Annotated in this window: 16 protein-coding genes, 4 tRNA genes, 1 pseudogene and 1 other annotated feature; of the genes and pseudogenes, 4 read left to right on the forward strand and 17 right to left on the reverse strand. The window is 43.2% G+C overall.

What is annotated here, in order from left to right; genetic code table 11:
• Nucleotides 1-2: 2 nt before the first annotated feature.
• Together MHB67_RS18490 and MHB67_RS18495 are read right to left on the reverse strand one after the other, a co-directional pair.
• The gene (locus MHB67_RS18490) at nucleotides 3-560 is read right to left on the reverse strand and encodes an ECF-type riboflavin transporter substrate-binding protein (RefSeq protein WP_024424020.1); all 558 of its coding nucleotides are present in this window, start codon (nucleotides 558-560) and stop codon (nucleotides 3-5) included.
• 14 nt (nucleotides 561-574) lie between these two features.
• Nucleotides 575-1435 carry an S-adenosyl-l-methionine hydroxide adenosyltransferase family protein gene (locus MHB67_RS18495; protein ID WP_024427616.1) on the reverse strand — a complete coding sequence of 287 codons (861 nt, stop codon included), beginning with the start codon at nucleotides 1433-1435 and terminating at the stop codon, nucleotides 575-577.
• A 111-nt stretch (nucleotides 1436-1546) separates the two neighbouring features.
• Nucleotides 1547-1817 (reverse strand) — a binding site (T-box leader).
• 192 nt (nucleotides 1818-2009) lie between these two features.
• Here MHB67_RS18495 and MHB67_RS18500 point away from each other — a divergent pair.
• Nucleotides 2010-2699 (forward strand): ABC transporter permease subunit, encoded by a 690-nt coding sequence (locus tag MHB67_RS18500; protein ID WP_342492702.1) that lies wholly within the window; start codon nucleotides 2010-2012, stop codon nucleotides 2697-2699.
• Nucleotides 2700-3581, forward strand: coding sequence for an ABC transporter ATP-binding protein (locus MHB67_RS18505; protein ID WP_342492703.1), 882 nt, complete (start codon nucleotides 2700-2702; stop codon nucleotides 3579-3581). It abuts the gene before it with no gap.
• Between the two features lie 39 nt (nucleotides 3582-3620).
• Here the strand turns inward: MHB67_RS18505 and MHB67_RS18510 are convergent, their stop codons facing one another.
• The 11 genes from MHB67_RS18510 to MHB67_RS18560 all read right to left on the reverse strand — a co-directional run bounded on the left by MHB67_RS18510 (nucleotide 3621) and on the right by MHB67_RS18560 (nucleotide 11756).
• Nucleotides 3621-4085: a GNAT family N-acetyltransferase gene (locus MHB67_RS18510; protein ID WP_342492704.1), complete on the reverse strand. Its 465-nt coding sequence runs from the start codon at nucleotides 4083-4085 to the stop codon at nucleotides 3621-3623.
• A gap of 68 nt (nucleotides 4086-4153) precedes the next feature.
• Entirely contained in the window at nucleotides 4154-5341 is a 1188-nt protein-coding gene (locus MHB67_RS18515) for a trypsin-like peptidase domain-containing protein (RefSeq protein WP_024427620.1), read from the reverse strand.
• Nucleotides 5342-5422: 81 nt separating this feature from the next.
• Nucleotides 5423-6217, reverse strand: coding sequence for an MBL fold metallo-hydrolase (locus tag MHB67_RS18520; RefSeq protein ID WP_024424026.1), 795 nt, complete (start codon nucleotides 6215-6217; stop codon nucleotides 5423-5425).
• Between the two features lie 6 nt (nucleotides 6218-6223).
• Entirely contained in the window at nucleotides 6224-7087 is an 864-nt protein-coding gene (gene yycI / locus MHB67_RS18525; protein WP_122632110.1) for a two-component system regulatory protein YycI, read from the reverse strand.
• The gene (gene yycH / locus MHB67_RS18530) at nucleotides 7074-8453 is read right to left on the reverse strand and encodes a two-component system activity regulator YycH (protein ID WP_073208144.1); all 1380 of its coding nucleotides are present in this window, start codon (nucleotides 8451-8453) and stop codon (nucleotides 7074-7076) included. Before yycH ends, yycI begins: the two co-directional genes overlap by 14 nt.
• A complete protein-coding gene (gene walK / locus MHB67_RS18535) occupies nucleotides 8443-10281 on the reverse strand; it encodes a cell wall metabolism sensor histidine kinase WalK (RefSeq protein ID WP_024424029.1) in 1839 nt (612 codons plus the stop codon). The genes yycH and walK overlap by 11 nt, the downstream gene beginning before the upstream one ends.
• 7 nt (nucleotides 10282-10288) lie before the next feature.
• Nucleotides 10289-10996, reverse strand: a complete 708-nt coding sequence (yycF, locus tag MHB67_RS18540) for a response regulator YycF (RefSeq protein WP_024424030.1) — start codon at nucleotides 10994-10996, stop codon at nucleotides 10289-10291.
• 347 nt (nucleotides 10997-11343) lie between these two features.
• A tRNA-Phe gene (locus MHB67_RS18545) sits at nucleotides 11344-11416 on the reverse strand.
• 27 nt (nucleotides 11417-11443) lie between these two features.
• Nucleotides 11444-11520, reverse strand: a tRNA-Asp gene (locus MHB67_RS18550).
• A gap of 82 nt (nucleotides 11521-11602) precedes the next feature.
• Nucleotides 11603-11674, reverse strand: a tRNA-Glu gene (locus MHB67_RS18555).
• A gap of 6 nt (nucleotides 11675-11680) precedes the next feature.
• Nucleotides 11681-11756: transfer RNA gene (locus MHB67_RS18560), tRNA-Lys, on the reverse strand.
• 343 nt (nucleotides 11757-12099) lie between these two features.
• On the opposite strand from MHB67_RS18560, the gene MHB67_RS18565 reads away from it, so the two are divergent.
• Nucleotides 12100-12624 (forward strand): peroxiredoxin family protein, encoded by a 525-nt coding sequence (locus tag MHB67_RS18565; RefSeq protein ID WP_024424031.1) that lies wholly within the window; start codon nucleotides 12100-12102, stop codon nucleotides 12622-12624.
• A gap of 29 nt (nucleotides 12625-12653) precedes the next feature.
• Here the strand turns inward: MHB67_RS18565 and MHB67_RS18570 are convergent.
• The 4 genes and pseudogenes from MHB67_RS18570 to MHB67_RS18585 form a co-directional block, all read right to left on the reverse strand.
• Nucleotides 12654-12864 (reverse strand): annotated as a pseudogene (locus MHB67_RS18570) (hypothetical protein).
• A 13-nt stretch (nucleotides 12865-12877) separates the two neighbouring features.
• The gene (locus tag MHB67_RS18575) at nucleotides 12878-14011 is read right to left on the reverse strand and encodes a DUF418 domain-containing protein (RefSeq protein ID WP_342492705.1); all 1134 of its coding nucleotides are present in this window, start codon (nucleotides 14009-14011) and stop codon (nucleotides 12878-12880) included.
• A 136-nt stretch (nucleotides 14012-14147) separates the two neighbouring features.
• On the reverse strand, nucleotides 14148-15437 hold the full coding sequence (locus MHB67_RS18580; RefSeq protein ID WP_024424032.1) for an adenylosuccinate synthase: 1290 nt from the start codon (nucleotides 15435-15437) through the stop codon (nucleotides 14148-14150).
• A gap of 210 nt (nucleotides 15438-15647) precedes the next feature.
• On the reverse strand, nucleotides 15648-16235 hold the full coding sequence (locus MHB67_RS18585) for a TetR/AcrR family transcriptional regulator (RefSeq protein ID WP_044333093.1): 588 nt from the start codon (nucleotides 16233-16235) through the stop codon (nucleotides 15648-15650).
• A 136-nt stretch (nucleotides 16236-16371) separates the two neighbouring features.
• Between MHB67_RS18585 and MHB67_RS18590 the strand changes: the two genes are divergently transcribed.
• The gene (locus MHB67_RS18590; RefSeq protein WP_342492706.1) at nucleotides 16372-17577 is read left to right on the forward strand and encodes a cytochrome P450; all 1206 of its coding nucleotides are present in this window, start codon (nucleotides 16372-16374) and stop codon (nucleotides 17575-17577) included.
• The last annotated feature ends 9 nt before the right edge of the window (nucleotides 17578-17586 follow it).

Raw genomic sequence — 17586 nt, forward strand, 5'->3', positions numbered from 1 at the left:
CTTCATGATGTTTCTTTCGATAGGCTGCCGCTTTTGCTTCTCGTTTTCGCATAAGCTGCAATGATGATGGTTCCTAGTACACCAACTGTGATGATGTTTGAAATTCCTGCCACAATGCCTTGAACAAACACTTTGTTCGCAGGTTCTGCATAGATCACAATGTCAAGAACAGGAGCAATGATAAACCAGCCTAATGCCTGTGCACCTGCTTGTACGGCGTTAAAGAGCGTGATTTTCTTCCAGCCGAAGTCTCCCTCTTCTACTTTTAAACGGTTAGAAATAAAGCCGATCAATAAACCAACCACACCCGATACAATAATCCAGCTCCACCAAGGGCCAAATGTGGTCGCATCTTTAATGAGATGGCCAATAAAACCAATCAGTGCACCTGCAACAGGACCAAATAGCACGGCCATTAATGCAAGGAATGCGTATGAGGTTTCAATTTGCGTATTCGGAATTCCAGTTGGAATGGAGACGAATCGTCCTAGAATCACAAAGACGGCTGCGCCAATTCCAATAGCAACGACAGTTTTCGTTGAAAGTTGTTTTCCTGCCATGATGTATCCTCCTCTTATTCGTATATAATGCGCGGAGCTTTGCGAATCGAAAGGCGCCAGCCTGTGCCTGTACCGATGTTATAAGCCTTTGCAAATGACCCTTGATTGATCGCCACGCCTAAATGGTCGAGTGAATTGACATATACGAGTGGTTCGCCTACCTTTAAGTCGGCAAAAGATCGTCCATAGGTCATGATATTTTTATACACATTTTTCGGCCCGTTGGCAATGGTAACTTCTATTGCATCGCCGTAATTAATTGAAAGCTGCTCAAATAACGTGTGATGAATGTTTGTCCATAGGTTTCCGAATCTCACATCTAAAATATCAATCGTCCCTGTGATCACATCTTCTTCCGCATAAGCCTGTACGACTGGAAGATGGATAATATCATCAATATTCGCCTTTGGCCCAACCTCTTCAAAAGAAATCACACCTGATGCAATTCTCGCCCCTGTATAAGCGTAAATATCTCTCCCATGGAATGTATGTGATTTTCCCGACTTTGGCAGCCGGTTAATGGTTTCATCTAAATAACGGGCTTCCACAATGCCAATATCCTGGGCAACGTGCGTGAGTGTCCCGTTATCTGGGGTAATGATATAGTGTGAGCTTGTTGTTTTGACGACAAGACTTTTTCTCTCTGATCCAACGCCCGGGTCAACGACGGAAACAAATACCGTCTCTTCCGGCCAGTATGTGACGGTTTGAAGCAGGCGATAAGAGGCCTCCCAAATGTCATACTGCGGAATATTGTGTGTTAAATCAAAAATGCGGATGCTGCTGCTGACCGTATTTGCCACTCCGTACATTGCACTGACAGCTCCATCATCAATGCCGAAATCTGATTGTAAAACCAATGCATGTTCACTCATGTCAATCTCCCTTTCATTTGAAAAAATGGATGTGGTGTTTCACGTGGAACATTTGAACAATTGTATGAAAAAAAGTGGACAATAAAAAATACCCCATCCTTATCTTTGAATCATAAGGACGAGGTATTTGTCTCGTGGTACCACCTTTATTTACTGTTTGCTCGCGCTAAACAGCCTCTACAAGTACAAAGCTCCAATCTGGCTCATATACTGTGGTTTTGATAACGAGTACCAACTCTCGTCGTCACCTACTAATATCATAGATATGTTCAGCACGAGGCTCAGAGACCATTTTTCGAATCATTATTTTTGCTTCTTTTCAGCTGCCGAAGCTCTCTGTGAAAAAATTGATGATTGTACTTTCTCTCGTCATTGCCTGTATAACTATCTTGAATTAAAGCTATCATACATGATGTTTTTTGATAAATCAAGATATTTTTCTGAACATTTTTAAAAATGTGTCAACTGGTGCTGGAAGAGTCTTCTTTTTATGAAATTTAAACAAATGTTAAAGAGCGAGATATGGTGTCTTTCTTTTCTAGGGGTATAATAAAGGTGAAGGGAGGTACAGCGTGTGTGGACCATCTGTATGAATGAGTTTAAGCAGCTCTTCAAAAGCACAAAATCTATTTTAACAATTGTTATTATTTTCATTTTATCTACTTTTGTTTCAAGTCTTCCGTTTATCGCTGTTCATCAGGAAAAATGGGAACTGGCAAAGGATCCTTATTCTATTGGGAATGAACTGGTGATTTCTTTATTTGGTTTCTTCCTTATTTTTTTGTTGTCTCATGATATTTTAAGCCGCGAAATTCATTTGAAAACCATTCGTTTTCTCGTCAGTAAAACAACCCGTTTGAACATTATCATCGGGAAATATCTAGGACTGATGCTGTTTTGGCTTAGCTGTATTATGACGACATATGTGCTGAATATGGTGATTTCACACCGTTTTCTGTTCTCAGATGCCTTAAAAATCTTAACCTTTATCAGTGTCGGTATCTCATGTACTTTATTTTTGTCCATGCTCTTTCCAACACCGCAGAAATCAATGTTTGTCGGTATGTTATTTTCCTTTCTTTTCCCAATCGTCAGTATGATTTCTGTTCTTTCTTCAGAACGAATGATTCATTGGTTCCAATATATGACGCCTTATTATTATGCGCGTTGGAGTGAACCGCTGACCTACGTCCTAATGAACACGGCATTGACCGTTATCTTACTCATTGGAACTGCACTGCTGTTTCAAAGGAGGGATGTGTAGATGCTTCATACAAAAGGGCTCACAAAAAAATATCGTACAAAAGTCGCGATAGATCATATTAATCTTGATGTCAATCAGGGCGATATCTTCGGCCTCATTGGACCAAAGGGATCTGGTAAGACGACGTTTTTCAATATCATTACCGGCATCTCCCGCCCTACCTCTGGTACGTTTACAGTGATGAATATGCCTTCGCTAAAAAAAGTGAGACAGCATATCGGTGTTCTGCCAGAATATACGGATTTATATGAAGGTCTTACGGCTCTTGAGCATATTGCCTATTTATCAAAAATCACCGGAACACGCCAGAAAACGAGTGATTATGAAGAACTGCTCGAATTTGTTGGTTTACATCACCATCATCAGGAGAAGGTCGGTGCCTTTACACCTGGTATGAAGAAACGGCTCGGAATGGCGCAGGCCATCGCCCATCAGCCGGAATTTATTTTACTCGACGAGCCTTTTGCCGATATTGATGCAGATTCGATCTTGCACATCCAGCAGGTCATTGAAGCATTAAAAGATGAAGGAAAAACCGTCTTTTTAACAGCTGACCGCCCAAGGTTCACCAATAGTATTTGTACCAAAACTGCGTTCATTTCTGAAGGAAAATTAGTGTCCCCACATACTCATCCTCAAGAAAAAACCATCACATCCTCAAACATACGTGCAACCTTCAAGCATGCATGGATTGATGATGAGGTGAAACCTGTTCTCACGCAGTACCTACAAACTGTCGGAACAGATCTTGTGATCAGTGATGACGAGACCTCATTGTTAATTCGTTCAGAAGCTCAAGTTCCAGCGATCATTCGCGCTTTCGTGAAGTGTAAAGTCGATTTATACAGAGTCACGGCTCAGGATGCCATGATGTCCTCATAAAAAAGTACCGTACGCTTTCTGCACGGTACTTCTTCTTTTTTATAAAGGTTTACTCATATAGATACCGGTTTCTGCAAATCCCGTTTTCTCGTACAGCGAACGGGCGATTTGATTGTGAGCAAAGACATGGAGCGAGAGTTTTTGCACACCTAATGACTTTGCCTGCTCTTCTAATGCAGCAATGGCCTGCTTTGCAAAGCCTTTTCCTCGATAAGCTTCAAACAAAATAAAGTTATAAATAAATCCTTCGTGCTGCGGGTGATTCGGGTCATAACAAAGCCAAACCCAGCCAATCGCTTCATCTCCGTTTAAGAAATTCCACAGCTCATGATGCTCTGTCTGAAGTCCTTCTGGAAGAAGCCTGTCAAATTGTTCTTCTGCGTTCGCAAGTGACTCTTCCTTTTCCCATGTTCCTGCGAGTACCTTTTCTTCCGCGTACCGCTGAATGGCTTTCTCCATCAATACATCGTAATCAGTTTGTGACATCCGTTGTAGTGTAATCAATCGTACCGCCCCCTCTCCATTATCATATGATGAGCATGCAAAAAAAACCAGTCCCTTACTGGAACTGGTTAGCCGCCATATCGGTCGGTTTGAGAAAGTTTGATCTCTGCTGATTTTTTCTTCCCGCTTCGGTAAAATTGCACCTTTACCTTGTCGCCGACCTTCCTTTGATATAAGTACTTACGAAGATCCACGATATTCTGTACACTCTTGCCATCAAAGGAGGTCACGACATCCAGCTCTTTTAGGCCCGCTTTTCCTGCTGGAGATAACGGCTCAACACTCATGACAACGACCCCGGATGTAACCTTAGATGGCAGTTTCAACGTTTCCTGCCAGTGGTAGCTCGCAATATCCGCTAATGATTTCATGCCGACGCCAAGATACGGACGCTTTACCTCTCCGTAGCGCTCTAAATCCTCTATGACAGGGATGACCAGATTCGCTGGAATAGACAGCCCGATTCCTTCTACCTCTGATTCAGCAATCTTCATTGAGTTGATGCCGATCACCTTTCCGTCCATATTGATCAAGGCACCACCGCTGTTTCCAGGATTGATGGCGGCATCTGTTTGCAGTACCTCTGCATTCCAATCCGTCTGTCCGTCTCCATTTGAGTCAACAGGGATCGCACGCTCTGTGCCTGATATGACTCCTTGTGTGACAGAGCCTGCGAATTCAAGCCCTAATGGATTTCCAATGGCGATGACTGGCTCACCCGGTTTCACATGATCTGAGTTACCGAAGGCTGCCGTTTTCTTGATTTTATTACTTTTGACAGTGAGAACTGCTAAATCCATGAGCTGATCGCTGCCGACAAGATTGGCACTAATTCTTGTCCCGTCATGGAGGCTCACTTCAAGCTGGTTGGCGCCTTTGATGACGTGATGGTTTGTGACAATATAAAACGTGTCACCCTTTTTTTTATAAATCACACCTGACCCGCTGCCTGCTTCTCCGCCTTCCTCCCAAAAGCTCGACTTTTGGATATTAATGACGCCGACCACCGTATCTGACATATTAGACACCACTTTCGTGACAGCATCATTGACGTTTACATTCACCGTCTTTAAAGGACCCTGTGATGCTTGCCCATCACCGTTCTGCTGCCATCCAAAGGGACTGCCGCTCTGTCCAGATACATAGGGGAAAAAGAATCCCATTAAAAAAGCTCCTACCAATACACCGATCAAACCAGAAAGAAAATATCCTTTTCTGCTTCGTCTCGGCTTCCACTCTACATCGCGATAATCCACTATGTTTCCTTCCTTTCAGTGAATAGATGATGTATATAGTGTTGGTAAGAAGCTCTTATCTTAATCATACGATTATAAAAATCATACGGCGCAAAGCGGGGTTGCTTTTTTCGGATCCGTATCAAATAAATCAAAGCCGTCCCCCACAACAAAGCCCTTCATTTCAAGCGTCTGCTGGACCGCCATACGGGCTAAATCCTTCATGTTGTTGTCTTGACTCAAGTGAGCCAAATAAATACGTGAGGTGGCATCTCCAATGACATCTGTCATTGCAAGAGCAGCATCTTCATTTGATACATGTCCGACATCGCTTAGAATTCTGCGCTTAATGCTCCATGGGTATCGGCCCATTTGCAGCATCCCGACATCATGATTGCTCTCAAACACAAACGTATTGGCTGACTTAATAATGCCTTTCATGCGGTCACTCACATAGCCTGTATCCGTCATGAGGGCAAGTTTGCGCCCTCCATAATGGAACACGTAAAACATAGGCTCTGCCGCATCGTGTGAGACGCCAAATGACTCGACATCAAGGCCGCCAAAGGATTGAACGGTCTCCATATCAAAATGGAATTTCTGCTCTGTATCAATTTTTCCGATATGAGATTCCATCGCCTTCCATGTTTTCGCATTTGCATAGACAGGAAGCTTGTACTTTCTTGCCATGACACCAAGCCCTTTAATATGATCGGAGTGCTCGTGTGTCACAAAAATGCCGTCCAAGTCCTCAGGCTTGCGGTCGATTTGGCCAAGCAGCTCGACCATCTGTTTGCCGCTTAAACCAGCATCCACCAAAAAGGCATGCTCGTCTGTTTCTAAATAAAAAGCGTTCCCCGTACTTCCGCTCGCTAGTACACTGAACTGCAAGCTCATGTTCTCTCACTCCATTGAAGATTTGTCATCTTTCTCTATATGATCAAGTGTTGAGCCATCGATGGCATTGATCAAATATTCTTCCTCTGTCTTTTTCTTTGAACCTGCTGATACGCCTTCAAGCTCCACCCGCCATACAGGAACCATGACTTGCGTGCTTGCCCCTGGGTATTGCGTATAGTAGCCAAGCTCTACCTTTTTCACGGTCGTGTTTTGACTCAGCATATTTTGCGTATATAAGTCCTTCACGGTTTCAAGTGCTGGGACAAGGGTTTCTTTTCTCACTTCATTAATCGATGTCACCATCGATTGCTGATATGAGACGACTTCGTTTTGATCGTTGAGATTTAAGGTAATTTGCCCGATGGTTTCGGTGTCATCAAGGCCTTCTTGGAAGATGTATTTCCCTTTATACGTTTGGAAAAAGACGATTTTCCCTGTCTCTTCATCTATATTCCACAGCTTATAATTCTTCCCATCCAGCAAACGCTGGTTCACAAGGTTCGTCGCCGCTGTTTTAATATCCTTTTTCGGCAAGGCAACTGGCTTGTTGAAGGTCATTTCAAGCAGCGTGACAGGATCATCTTTGTCTGTCTTCGGGAATTTGCTTTTCGCCTTTTGATCAGCTAATCCGTCGACATCCTTTTTCGTATATTGCTTCTTTTCAGCTGTAATGCGGTATCCAATCTTCGCTTCATCTGATAGATTGCCATATTTGATCCCGTCTGCCTTCATTTCTTCCAGCGTATCCGTTTTTTCGATAATCGCAAAATGATCGGTTGACCGTTTTTCAAAGTATTGAAAACCTAGAAAGATATCGAGAACGAGAAAGGCTAGGATAAAGATCGTTTTGGTCTTATTCCACTCCATGATTCTCGCTCCCCTCTGTCAAAAGATCATTCGATAGAATCACGGTTTTGCCGTTATATTTCATGCACCATACAGGCTCCAGCCAGACAAACATCGCTTGATCTTGATCTGATGCAGTTGAAGCAGCTTGATATGCAGGGAAAATCTGTTCAATTTTCTCCAGGTCATCATATTTCGTCTGCTTGATGATCAAGTCCTTCAGCTCTGTCCCGTTCATCAGCTTGACCTGTTCACTTTGACTCGCTTTATTGCCAAGAATATAGTTTGGACGCTTGTAATTCAAAATGTCATCATTCGCCCATTGAACTTCAAGGGAGGTCATCCCAAATGGATGCTTTGTACTGTTCACAATCGGCAGACCGTCCATAAACATATTAAAGGACAGCTGTTGGTTGCTGTTGATACCAAAATATTGATAGTCATCAGTAAAGCTTCCCGTATCATTGAAATATTTCACGCTTCGCTTAATCAAATCCCCCGTTTGGAAAACAGTGCTGGAATTGATATTGCGGTGCTGATATTGAATGCGGTGGTCTTTTTGATTGGCTTCAAGGCGGCTTGTGCCATCTGTGTACACTGTCCGGTTTAAATTAGATTCCTCACCGACAAGGCTCGGGTCCGTAAACAAAGCGTCTTTGAACTTGTTTGTCTTAATCGTTTCGATAAAGAACATCTTCGCTTCAAGCTGCTTTTGCTTTCTCGGAAGAAGGAAATCTCGTTTAGAATTCGTCGAGAATGTATAAAGATCATAGCGCGGCATCTCGTTTTGAGCCGCTGCGATACTGTTCATTAGATTACGGTAATTGGCGGACTCAATTGTCAGCTCAAGCACCGTCTCCTTGCTGTATGAGACCAAATATACTTTTTTATTCGCCTTATCCTGCTGAGCGAACGGCACGATCATCCGATCAAACGAGTTGTATTCAATGGACTTGTTCGGCCATTTAAAGAGCGCTTGGAAAATATCAATCGGAATCGGATCATTGAATACAAGATCCAATGTCTTACCTTGTCCTTCGCGTCCATAGAAGAAATTCTTAAATTTCTGCTCGGAATATTGATCTGACACATCATTAATCTCTTTGACATCCCAAAGGCTCACATCATTCCAAAAGTTTTGAAAAAGTTCCTTTTGATCCACTTTAAAATGCTCTCCATTTGAATGGATGAACATCTCGCGCGGCTTCACGACATCAATGAGACTTCTAGGCTCGTCGCTTGAAATCTTCTTCGTTTCCACGACCTTTGTGCCGGTATCTGCCTGATCCTGCATGACGGGCTGGAACATCCAGATATTCCACGTAAATACAAGACTGATCGCAATTAGGATTGTCAATATTATGGTTTTAAAGGTCTCACGCTTCATCCCAATCATCCTCTTGTTCTTCATTGTACGGAAGGGTAAAGGTCACCGTTGTCCCTTTTCCTTCAATGCTGTCAGCCCAAATATCTCCGCCATGAGCTTGAACCATTTCTTTTGCAATCGCAAGACCGAGGCCGGTTCCGCCAAGCTTTCTTGTTCTTGCTTTATCTACCCGATAAAAACGTTCAAAGATTTTATCCATATCCTTCTTCGGAATACCGATTCCTTCATCTTTGACGCTAAATAACACAAGGCCTTTCTCTTCATCCAGATCAACGGTAAACGTGATATGTCCACCCTCTGGTGAGTATTTCATGGCATTGGAAATGATATTATCGAGCACCTGTGTAATTTTATCTTGATCGATTTCTACATATACTTCACGCTGCGGCAGGTTGCGGATAAAATCGACATGCTGCTCCTTCGTCATTTCAAAACGATCAATGACGAGCGAGATAAACCTGATAAAGTTCGTCCACTCACGGTTGAATTGATAATCCTTGCTGTCGAACTTAGACAGCTGCAGCAGGTCATTGACAAGCCGGATCATGCGCTCCGTTTCATTTTGCGTGACACTGAGAAATCTTGGCGCAAGCTCTTTATCACCAATCGCACCTTCAGCCAGTGCCTCAAGATAGCTTCGCATCGTCGTCAGCGGTGTGCGCAGCTCATGCGATACGTTCGCTACGAATTCACGGCGTTCAGCATCAATTTTCTCCTGCTCTGTGACGTCATAAATGACCGCAATTAAGCCATCAATTTTCCCATGCTCTTTCTGAATGACGGAGAAATTAACACGCAATACAGACAGCTGATCTTCGCGCTCAATTTCGATCAGCATGGAATCTTGATTTTCGACTAAATCTTCAAATGTATGAGTTTCTTCTAAGCCAAGCAAAGACGTGATCGGCATCTCTAGTGCTGTTTCACGTGAAACATTTAACAGCTCTAATGCAGGGCTGTTTAATAGAATAATTGCACCGTTTTGATTCGTTGCGATGACACCGTCCGTCATATAGGCAATAACAGAAGAAAGCTTTTTCCGCTCCCCCTCCGTCATCAGCTGAGCTTCCTCCAGCTCTCTCGTCAGATGGTTAAAGGTTGTCGCAAGCTGGCCAATCTCGTCATGCCCATACTTCCGGACCTTTCTGGAGAAGTTCCCTTTGGCAAGCTCGATCGCCTGCTTTCTCATATCTGAAATAGGATGAGTGATCGTTCTAAAGATGAAGATACCAAGTAGAGCAGTCGTCCCAAGTGCAATCAGTGTCCCAGTCGCTAAAATGGTGTTAATGGTTCGCATTTGGTTAAACACACTTTCCATTGAAGACACAACATAAATCACACCAACGGTCTCTTGGTTCTCATTTTTTACGGCTGTCGCAGAAATACGCACCCTTTTATTTGACTCAGGGTCATAGAATTTTTTCTCATAGTCTTTGCCAACTGCGAAAATACGGCTAATGATTTGATCAGTAATTTTCTTACCGGCAATCTCTTGACTGCCGTTATTGACAGAGGCAATGACCTCTCTGCTTTCGTCAATATAGCTGACTTCAGAGATTTCATTAGACTCATCCTTGTTGTTAAAATCGTTTAATATCTTTTGAGCATCCTCTTTTAATTCTGCCTTGCTCTTCGATGAATCTTGTTCTAGGTAATACGATAACGAGTAGATTCGCTGATTCAAGGAATTATCATATGAATTAATTAAGGACTGCTCTAGCTGCTTCACAAAGTACACGCCAATGATCTGCATGGCAACGATGATCAGCAGCACGTAAATCAAGGTCAATTTAAAGTGAATCGAGCGAAAAAAACCTACTTTACTCATAAGAATCTTAGTCCTGTTCTGGGTTTCTTAAATAGTAGCCGACGCCTCGTCTTGTCACGATCCAGCTCGGGTGACTAGGGTTGTCTTCAATCTTCTCACGAAGACGGCGGACTGTGACGTCTACTGTACGGACATCTCCGAAGTAATCGTAGCCCCATACCGTTTGCAGCAAGTGCTCACGTGTCATGACTTGTCCGATATGTTTCGCTAAGTAATGAAGCAGTTCGAACTCACGGTGCGTTAATTCTATCGTTTCCTCGCGCTTAGACACCACATACGCATCTGGATAAATAACAAGTGATCCAACCTCAATATCATTTGATTCAGATTCTTCCTCCGTCTGCGGAGCAGCGGTTTGTCTTCTCAAATTCGCTTTCACACGGGCAAGCAGCTCACGTGTGCTGAAAGGCTTCGTCACATAATCATCTGCGCCAAGCTCCAGGCCGATGACTTTATCAATTTCAGAGTCTTTTGCTGTCAGCATGATAATCGGCATGTCATATTTCTTTCTCACTTCACGGCATACTTCAACACCATCTTTATTCGGCAGCATAATGTCGAGCAGAATAATGTCCGGCTTGATTTCTTCTACCATTTCAAGGGCTTCATTTCCATCATATGCACAATGAACCTCATAGCCCTCTTTCCTTAAATTAAATTCCAATATATCAGCAATCGGTTTTTCATCATCTACGACAAGAATCTTTTTTTCCATTGTGATTTCCTCCTGCATTTTTAGCATCTATGTCATTCCATTTTGCATGTATCATTACGCCTTTTCCGTTTATGAAAAAAAGGCTCACTGTCTATTATAACGTTTTACGAGGCAAAGATAAAAATAATAACGGCTTTCTTTTCTAGTAAACGCTGGATAGGAAGGCGCCTCCCGAAAAAATTGATGACTTTTTCCTTTTTTATTGAAACTTTTCCAATCACCAGCCGTCTATATAGATGTAACGTCTTCTTCTTATGGAGCCGGGCCCTACCTAGGTCCGGCTTCTCCCTTTTTATGCCTTCTTTTCATAATAAAAACGCACCTGCGATTGCAGATGCGTTTGGAAGTGGCTCGGGACGGAATCGAACCGCCGACACACGGATTTTCAGTCCGTTGCTCTACCAACTGAGCTACCGAGCCATCATCAAAAAGATGAATATGTATAAATGGCGGTCCGGACGGGACTCGAACCCGCGACCTCCTGCGTGACAGGCAGGCATTCTAACCAACTGAACTACCGGACCTCAGTAACTTGCCCGAAAAAGCAATCGTGGTGCTCCTTCAAGCAAGTGAGGAAAAAATTAGCTTAACGCTAAAGTAAATCAATGACCCGTACGGGATTCGAACCCGTGTTACCGCCGTGAAAGGGCGGTGTCTTAACCGCTTGACCAACGGGCCAATACATGGTGAGCCATGAAGGACTCGAACCTTCGACCCTCTGATTAAAAGTCAGATGCTCTACCAACTGAGCTAATGGCTCTCGGTTTGTGAAAAGTGAATCTGAAGAAGCTGTATTGCGCCAAACCAATCGCTTTAAAAAAGCTGGAACATCGCATCCTAACAAGTTTCAGAGACCTTTGCAACAACGAGATTTATAATATCATAGAGTAATTACATATGGCAATACGTTTTTCGACATTTTTTTAAAAAAAGTGTCGGATTTAAATATCTCCTATCAAAGCTCCCACTTCTGCAACCGCCTTCATTAGATACGCCTTTTCGGATGTCTTCTGCCTACTCAAACACATAGACACGTTTCAGGTCGCTCAAAAATGGCTATACATGAAACAAGTGACATTGTCATTGAAAAAGGAGGAAGCAGTATGAGTTCATTCAAATTAGGAGATAAAATGCCCAACTTTTCACTTCCAACAATACAGGGCGATCACATTGATTTCGACAAACATTTAGAGGAGCATCAAAGTTGGCACCTGATCGTTTTCTTTAGAGGATCTTGGTGTCCGGTATGTGTAGAAGAATTAAAAGAGCTCGAACAGCAGCAGTCATATTTTCAGGACAAGGATATTCACTTGATGGCGATTTCCACGGATAACCCTGATGACTTGAAGGCATTTGCGGATAAAGAGGGACTGTCCTTCCCGATCATGTATGACCATGACCTCACGTCATTAAAAGCATATGAAGTCCACTATCACGGGGAAGATGCCCCATATGAAGACCACGGGGTGCACGGTGAACCCGCCTATTTCTTATTAAATGAAAAAGGTCAAGTGCTCTATCAGCAAAGACAAACAAGTCCGTTTGGCAGACCGCATGCCAACGAACTACGCAAAATCATTCAGTACATCCGCAAAAATTTAAAAGGCCAATATAAAAGCCTGAAGTAAGGAAAAAGCCCTCGTGATGAGGGCTTTTTTTATGAACGCTTTTTATTATATAGCCAATCTGCGGTGAAAAAAACAAAGAGACCCGCCACGAGAATGACAAAGGTGACGGGTGGTTTATTCCCCTGGAAATACATGTACAGCGCATGCCCTCCTAATGCCAGAAGATAAAAGACAAAATGCCTGCACAGCTGCTTTATGTGCATTCGTTTGTTCTCTTTTCGTCATTTTTTTAAAAAACATTGTGCTCTCCCCTTTATGATGCTTGTTTCATCGTCACCCTGCGAAGTGCCCGTGAACGGATATATTCCATTGGCCCGATTCCCCAGACGTTTAAGCAGCATGCTGAAATCGCGATTTGCAGAAGTGAAATCAACAGCCATGCCAATACAATAAGGGGCGCATTGATTTGACCGCCAAGACCCAATCCCCAGCTATAAAAGAGAATGGAGCAGATGACATTTTGCAGGATGTAGCAGCTAAGCGCCATTTTCCCTACATATTCAAACCAAGTCCACATGAACCATGACTCCGTGCGTGCTAGGAGCTTCGCAATGACAGCTATATAGAAAATAGAGAGGAATGGTGAAAAGGCGTAGCGCACCACAAATTCCACTAGATCGTTCGGTACGAAAACTAGTGCATTCAGCGGCAGACCAATCCACAGTCCGATTCGGAACAATATTTTCCGGAGAGATTGTCCGCGTTCATTTGCATAAAATACACCAGCTCTCATCATCCGCACCCCTAATAAAAACAGAAATGTGTTCATTGGAATGATAAAAATCGCTTCTACTCGGTACATGAAGAAGTATTGTAACCGTTCTTGAACCTGCGAGATCCATGTCTCTGGCAGCTGCTCTTCCAGCGCCGGTTCACCGCTTTGATCATCGGTCGCTGACTCCATTTCAGAGAGGGAGTACAGCATCAGACATGACATCATGAGCAGATGAATCACACCTGAGAACACCATGCCCTTTTTGATGCGCCTGCTTCCTCCCCGTACAATGTAAGCCACAAGCAGTCCCGTAACGGCATAGCTCATGAGCACATCATATTCCATCACAAGTGTAAAATGGACAAAGCCTTCGAAAAATAAAAATAAAAGAATCCATAAATAAGTACCCGGCCAAGGCGTGTCCTTCCTTTTTGCCTGCTGGTATTTCAGCTCCAATCCAACACCAAACATGATCGTGAGCAGCGAGAGCATTTTTCCATAAACAAACATGGAGACAAGACTTTCTAGAAAACTGCCATTTTCATATTCATCCGCAATCTGATCTGTCGCAAAGGTATCCCCTGCATACGCAAAAAACCAGACGTTCGTTCCCAAGGTGCCTAGTATGGCAATACCTCGTAAAATATCTAATAATCGTATTCTTTCTTTCACTAGAACGCTCCTTCCTCCTATACAGTTATCATATTTTGGTAATGACCGGAAGTCCGTTCTACTGAAATTAAGGAATATTTAAACAAAAAAACACCAGTAAAATGCGAGATTTTACTGGTGCTTCATCAATCTATTCTTATGGACGGTACACGCTGCGGACAACGTTCGTTTGTGAACGATCTGGTCCGACTGAGAAAATGGAAAGTGGAATACCTGTTAATTGTGAAATGCGCTCTAAATAATGGCGGGCATTTGCAGGCAGTTCACTTAAGTTCTTTACGCCTGTAATATCCTCTGTCCATCCTGGCATTTCTTCGTAGACAGGCTCACATTTCGCTAATTCATTTAGGCTTGCTGGGAATTCCTCAGTGATTTCTCCATTCAATTTATAAGCGACACAGATTTTCAATTTTTCAATCCCTGTCAGTACATCAATTGAGTTAAGAGATAAATCTGTAATTCCGCTCACACGGCGTGCATGACGGACAACAACGCTGTCAAACCAGCCGACACGGCGCGGGCGTCCAGTTGTCGTACCGTATTCACGGCCAACCTCACGAATTTGATCGCCAATTTCATCATGGAGTTCTGTTGGGAATGGGCCATCTCCAACACGTGTTGTGTACGCTTTTGACACGCCGACTACATGTTGGATTTTTGTTGGTCCTACACCAGAACCAATCGTCACGCCTCCAGCTACCGGGTTAGATGATGTCACAAATGGGTATGTCCCTTGATCGATATCAAGCATGACCCCTTGTGCTCCTTCAAATAACACGCGGCGGCCTTCATCTAGTGCATCATTCAAAACAACAGATGTGTCTACGACATATTTTTTCACTTGCTGGCCATATTCATAATACTCGTCTAAAATATCTTCAATCTTGAAGCCTTCTGTGTCGTACATTTTCTCTAAAAGACGATTTTTCTCTTCTAGATTGCGTGCAAGCTTTTCTTCAAATACTTCACGATCTAATAGATCTGCGACACGGATACCGACGCGGGCAGCTTTATCCATATAAGCTGGTCCGATTCCTTTTTTCGTCGTACCGATCTTGTTAGCCCCTTTCCGCTCTTCTTCTACCTCGTCCAATTTTAAATGGTAAGGCAGAATAACATGGGCTCTATTGCTGATTCTGAGGTTATCTGTACTCACATTCCGTTCGTGAAGATACGCAAGCTCAGTGACCAACGCTTTAGGATCAACTACCATTCCATTACCGATGACACAAGTTTTCTCTTTATAAAAAATACCGGATGGAATGAGGTGTAGCTTGTATGTCACTCCATCAAATTTGATCGTGTGACCTGCATTGTTTCCCCCTTGATAACGGGCAATCACCTCTGCATTTTCTGAAAGGAAATCGGTAATTTTCCCTTTCCCTTCGTCACCCCACTGCGTACCTACTACGACTACTGAAGACATATCGTGCACCTCCGTTAACCTTTCAAAACGTTATCTCTTTCAAACACATTTATTTTATCAATGCACAACGAAAAAGTCAACGCGAAATCCGAACATTAATATCTCGAAATTGAATTTTGTTCGTTTTAAATATGAGAAAAAGCGCTTTAATCGTCTCTTCAGTGCTTAAAAAGGGAGATTTTGAGTAAAAACAACGATTTTGATTTGTCCCTATTTTGATTGATTTTGAATCAGCTGAATCATTGAACTTGCCATAAAATCAGGTGAGTACGGTCTTCCTGTCCTCAGCCACCATTCAGCCGTGCCAGCATAAGCGGACATGACGAATTGCTTCTGCATGTCGAGAGGAACAAGATGCCGAGCAGCCTTTTTACCTGCGACCTCCTCTGCCCCTAAAGAAAAGCTATCTTCAAAAAAAGCACAAACCGTTTGACGAATATTGAGCTCTCGGCCTCTTTTCAAGAGAATTTGATACTCCTCTTCATGTTCCTGCAAATGCTGATAAAATCGAAAAATATACACATATGCTGCATGCTCTTCTTGCCAATCTTCTTCCGATACAGGAGCAAAAATAGCATCTTTCATCACATCAAACATCTCAGCCATCACCTGCTGGGCAAGATCAAATTTATCCTCATAATGCTGATAAAAAGTCGTCCGGTGGATGCCTGCCCTCTTCGTCAAATCCTGTACAGAAATTTTGCCCCACTCTTTTTCTCTTAATAACTGAAATAACGCTTTTCTTAAATGCTGTTTTGATTCCGTTGCGCGCTTATCCCCTCTGTAGCAGTCCGCCACAAGCCGCTCTCCCCTTCCTCTTTTCTTCAACAGATTTCGTTTTTCTGTTGGTTGAATCCTCCAGGCTGATGAATTAACTTTAATCTAACACAATGAAAAAAAGGAATCATCTGACAACCCATAAGGAGTGATAATCGTGGAAACAACAACACCAAATGCCGTGCAAAAAGCGTTATTAAGAGGGAAACATAAGCAGGATCCGTATCACCCGTTCGATTGGTATGCCAACATGCGTCAGACATCACCTGTTCATTTTGATGAAGCCAGCCAAACATGGAGTGTATTCACCTACGAGGAAGCAAAGCGTGTGACAATCGATAAAGATACCTTTTCGAGTCAGCCGCCTAAAGACCGGCGGAAGCACTCCTTGATGAAAACAATGGTGATGATGGACCCGCCCAATCACACTCGCATCCGCTCCATTGTCAGCAAAGCCTTTACACCTCGAGTCATAAAATCGTGGGAGCCGCGTATTCAAGAATTGATGGAAGAACTCATGGCAGAATTAGAAGGAAAACAAGAGATTGACCTTGTTCAAAACATTTCGTATCCACTCCCAGTCATCGTGATCGCAGAGCTTTTAGGTGTGCCGTCAGAGCATAAACAATCCTTTAAAGAATGGTCAGATATTCTCGTCAGTATGCCTAAAAGTGAAGATACGGAGGATGTCGCTGAATGGCAGAAAATTCGGGACCAAGGAGAAGCTGACATGATGGCGTTTTTTGCAGACACTATTGAAAGAAAACGTCACAACCTCGGTGATGATTTGATTTCCCTCCTCATCCAAGCAGAGGAGAATGGAGACAAGCTGTCAGCGGATGAATTAATTCCATTCTGTAATCTTCTTCTTTTAGCTGGCAATGAAACAACCACTAATTTGATCTCCAATATGGTCTTTAGCTTGTTAGAACAGCCAGGTACGTATAAAGCACTCGCTCAATCTCCTGAACTTATTCCTCGAGCGGTAGAGGAAGCAGTCCGTTTTCGTGCACCAGCTCCTACGATCGTCCGCTATGTCACAGAAGACACAGTGCTCGGAGGAAAAATGTTGAAAAAGGGGGACAATGTCATCGTGTTTCTTGCGTCTGCCAACCGGGATGAGCGTCATTTTTCAAACGCACATGAATTTGATATACACCGCCATCCTAACCCTCATATTGGTTTCGGGCACGGCATCCATTTCTGTCTAGGCGCACCGCTTGCTCGTCTTGAAGCATGCACTGCTATGAAGGTCTTAATGGAACGATATGAGGCGCTGGAGCTTCTCTCTTACGTTCCAATGACAAGCAGCAGTATGTATGGATTGAAAGAGCTGAAACTGCGTGTGACATCTCGTTCATAAAAGAAAAGA

This window comes from Bacillus sp. FSL H8-0516 (assembly GCF_038635285.1).
GTDB lineage: Bacteria > Bacillota > Bacilli > Bacillales > Bacillaceae > Bacillus > Bacillus safensis.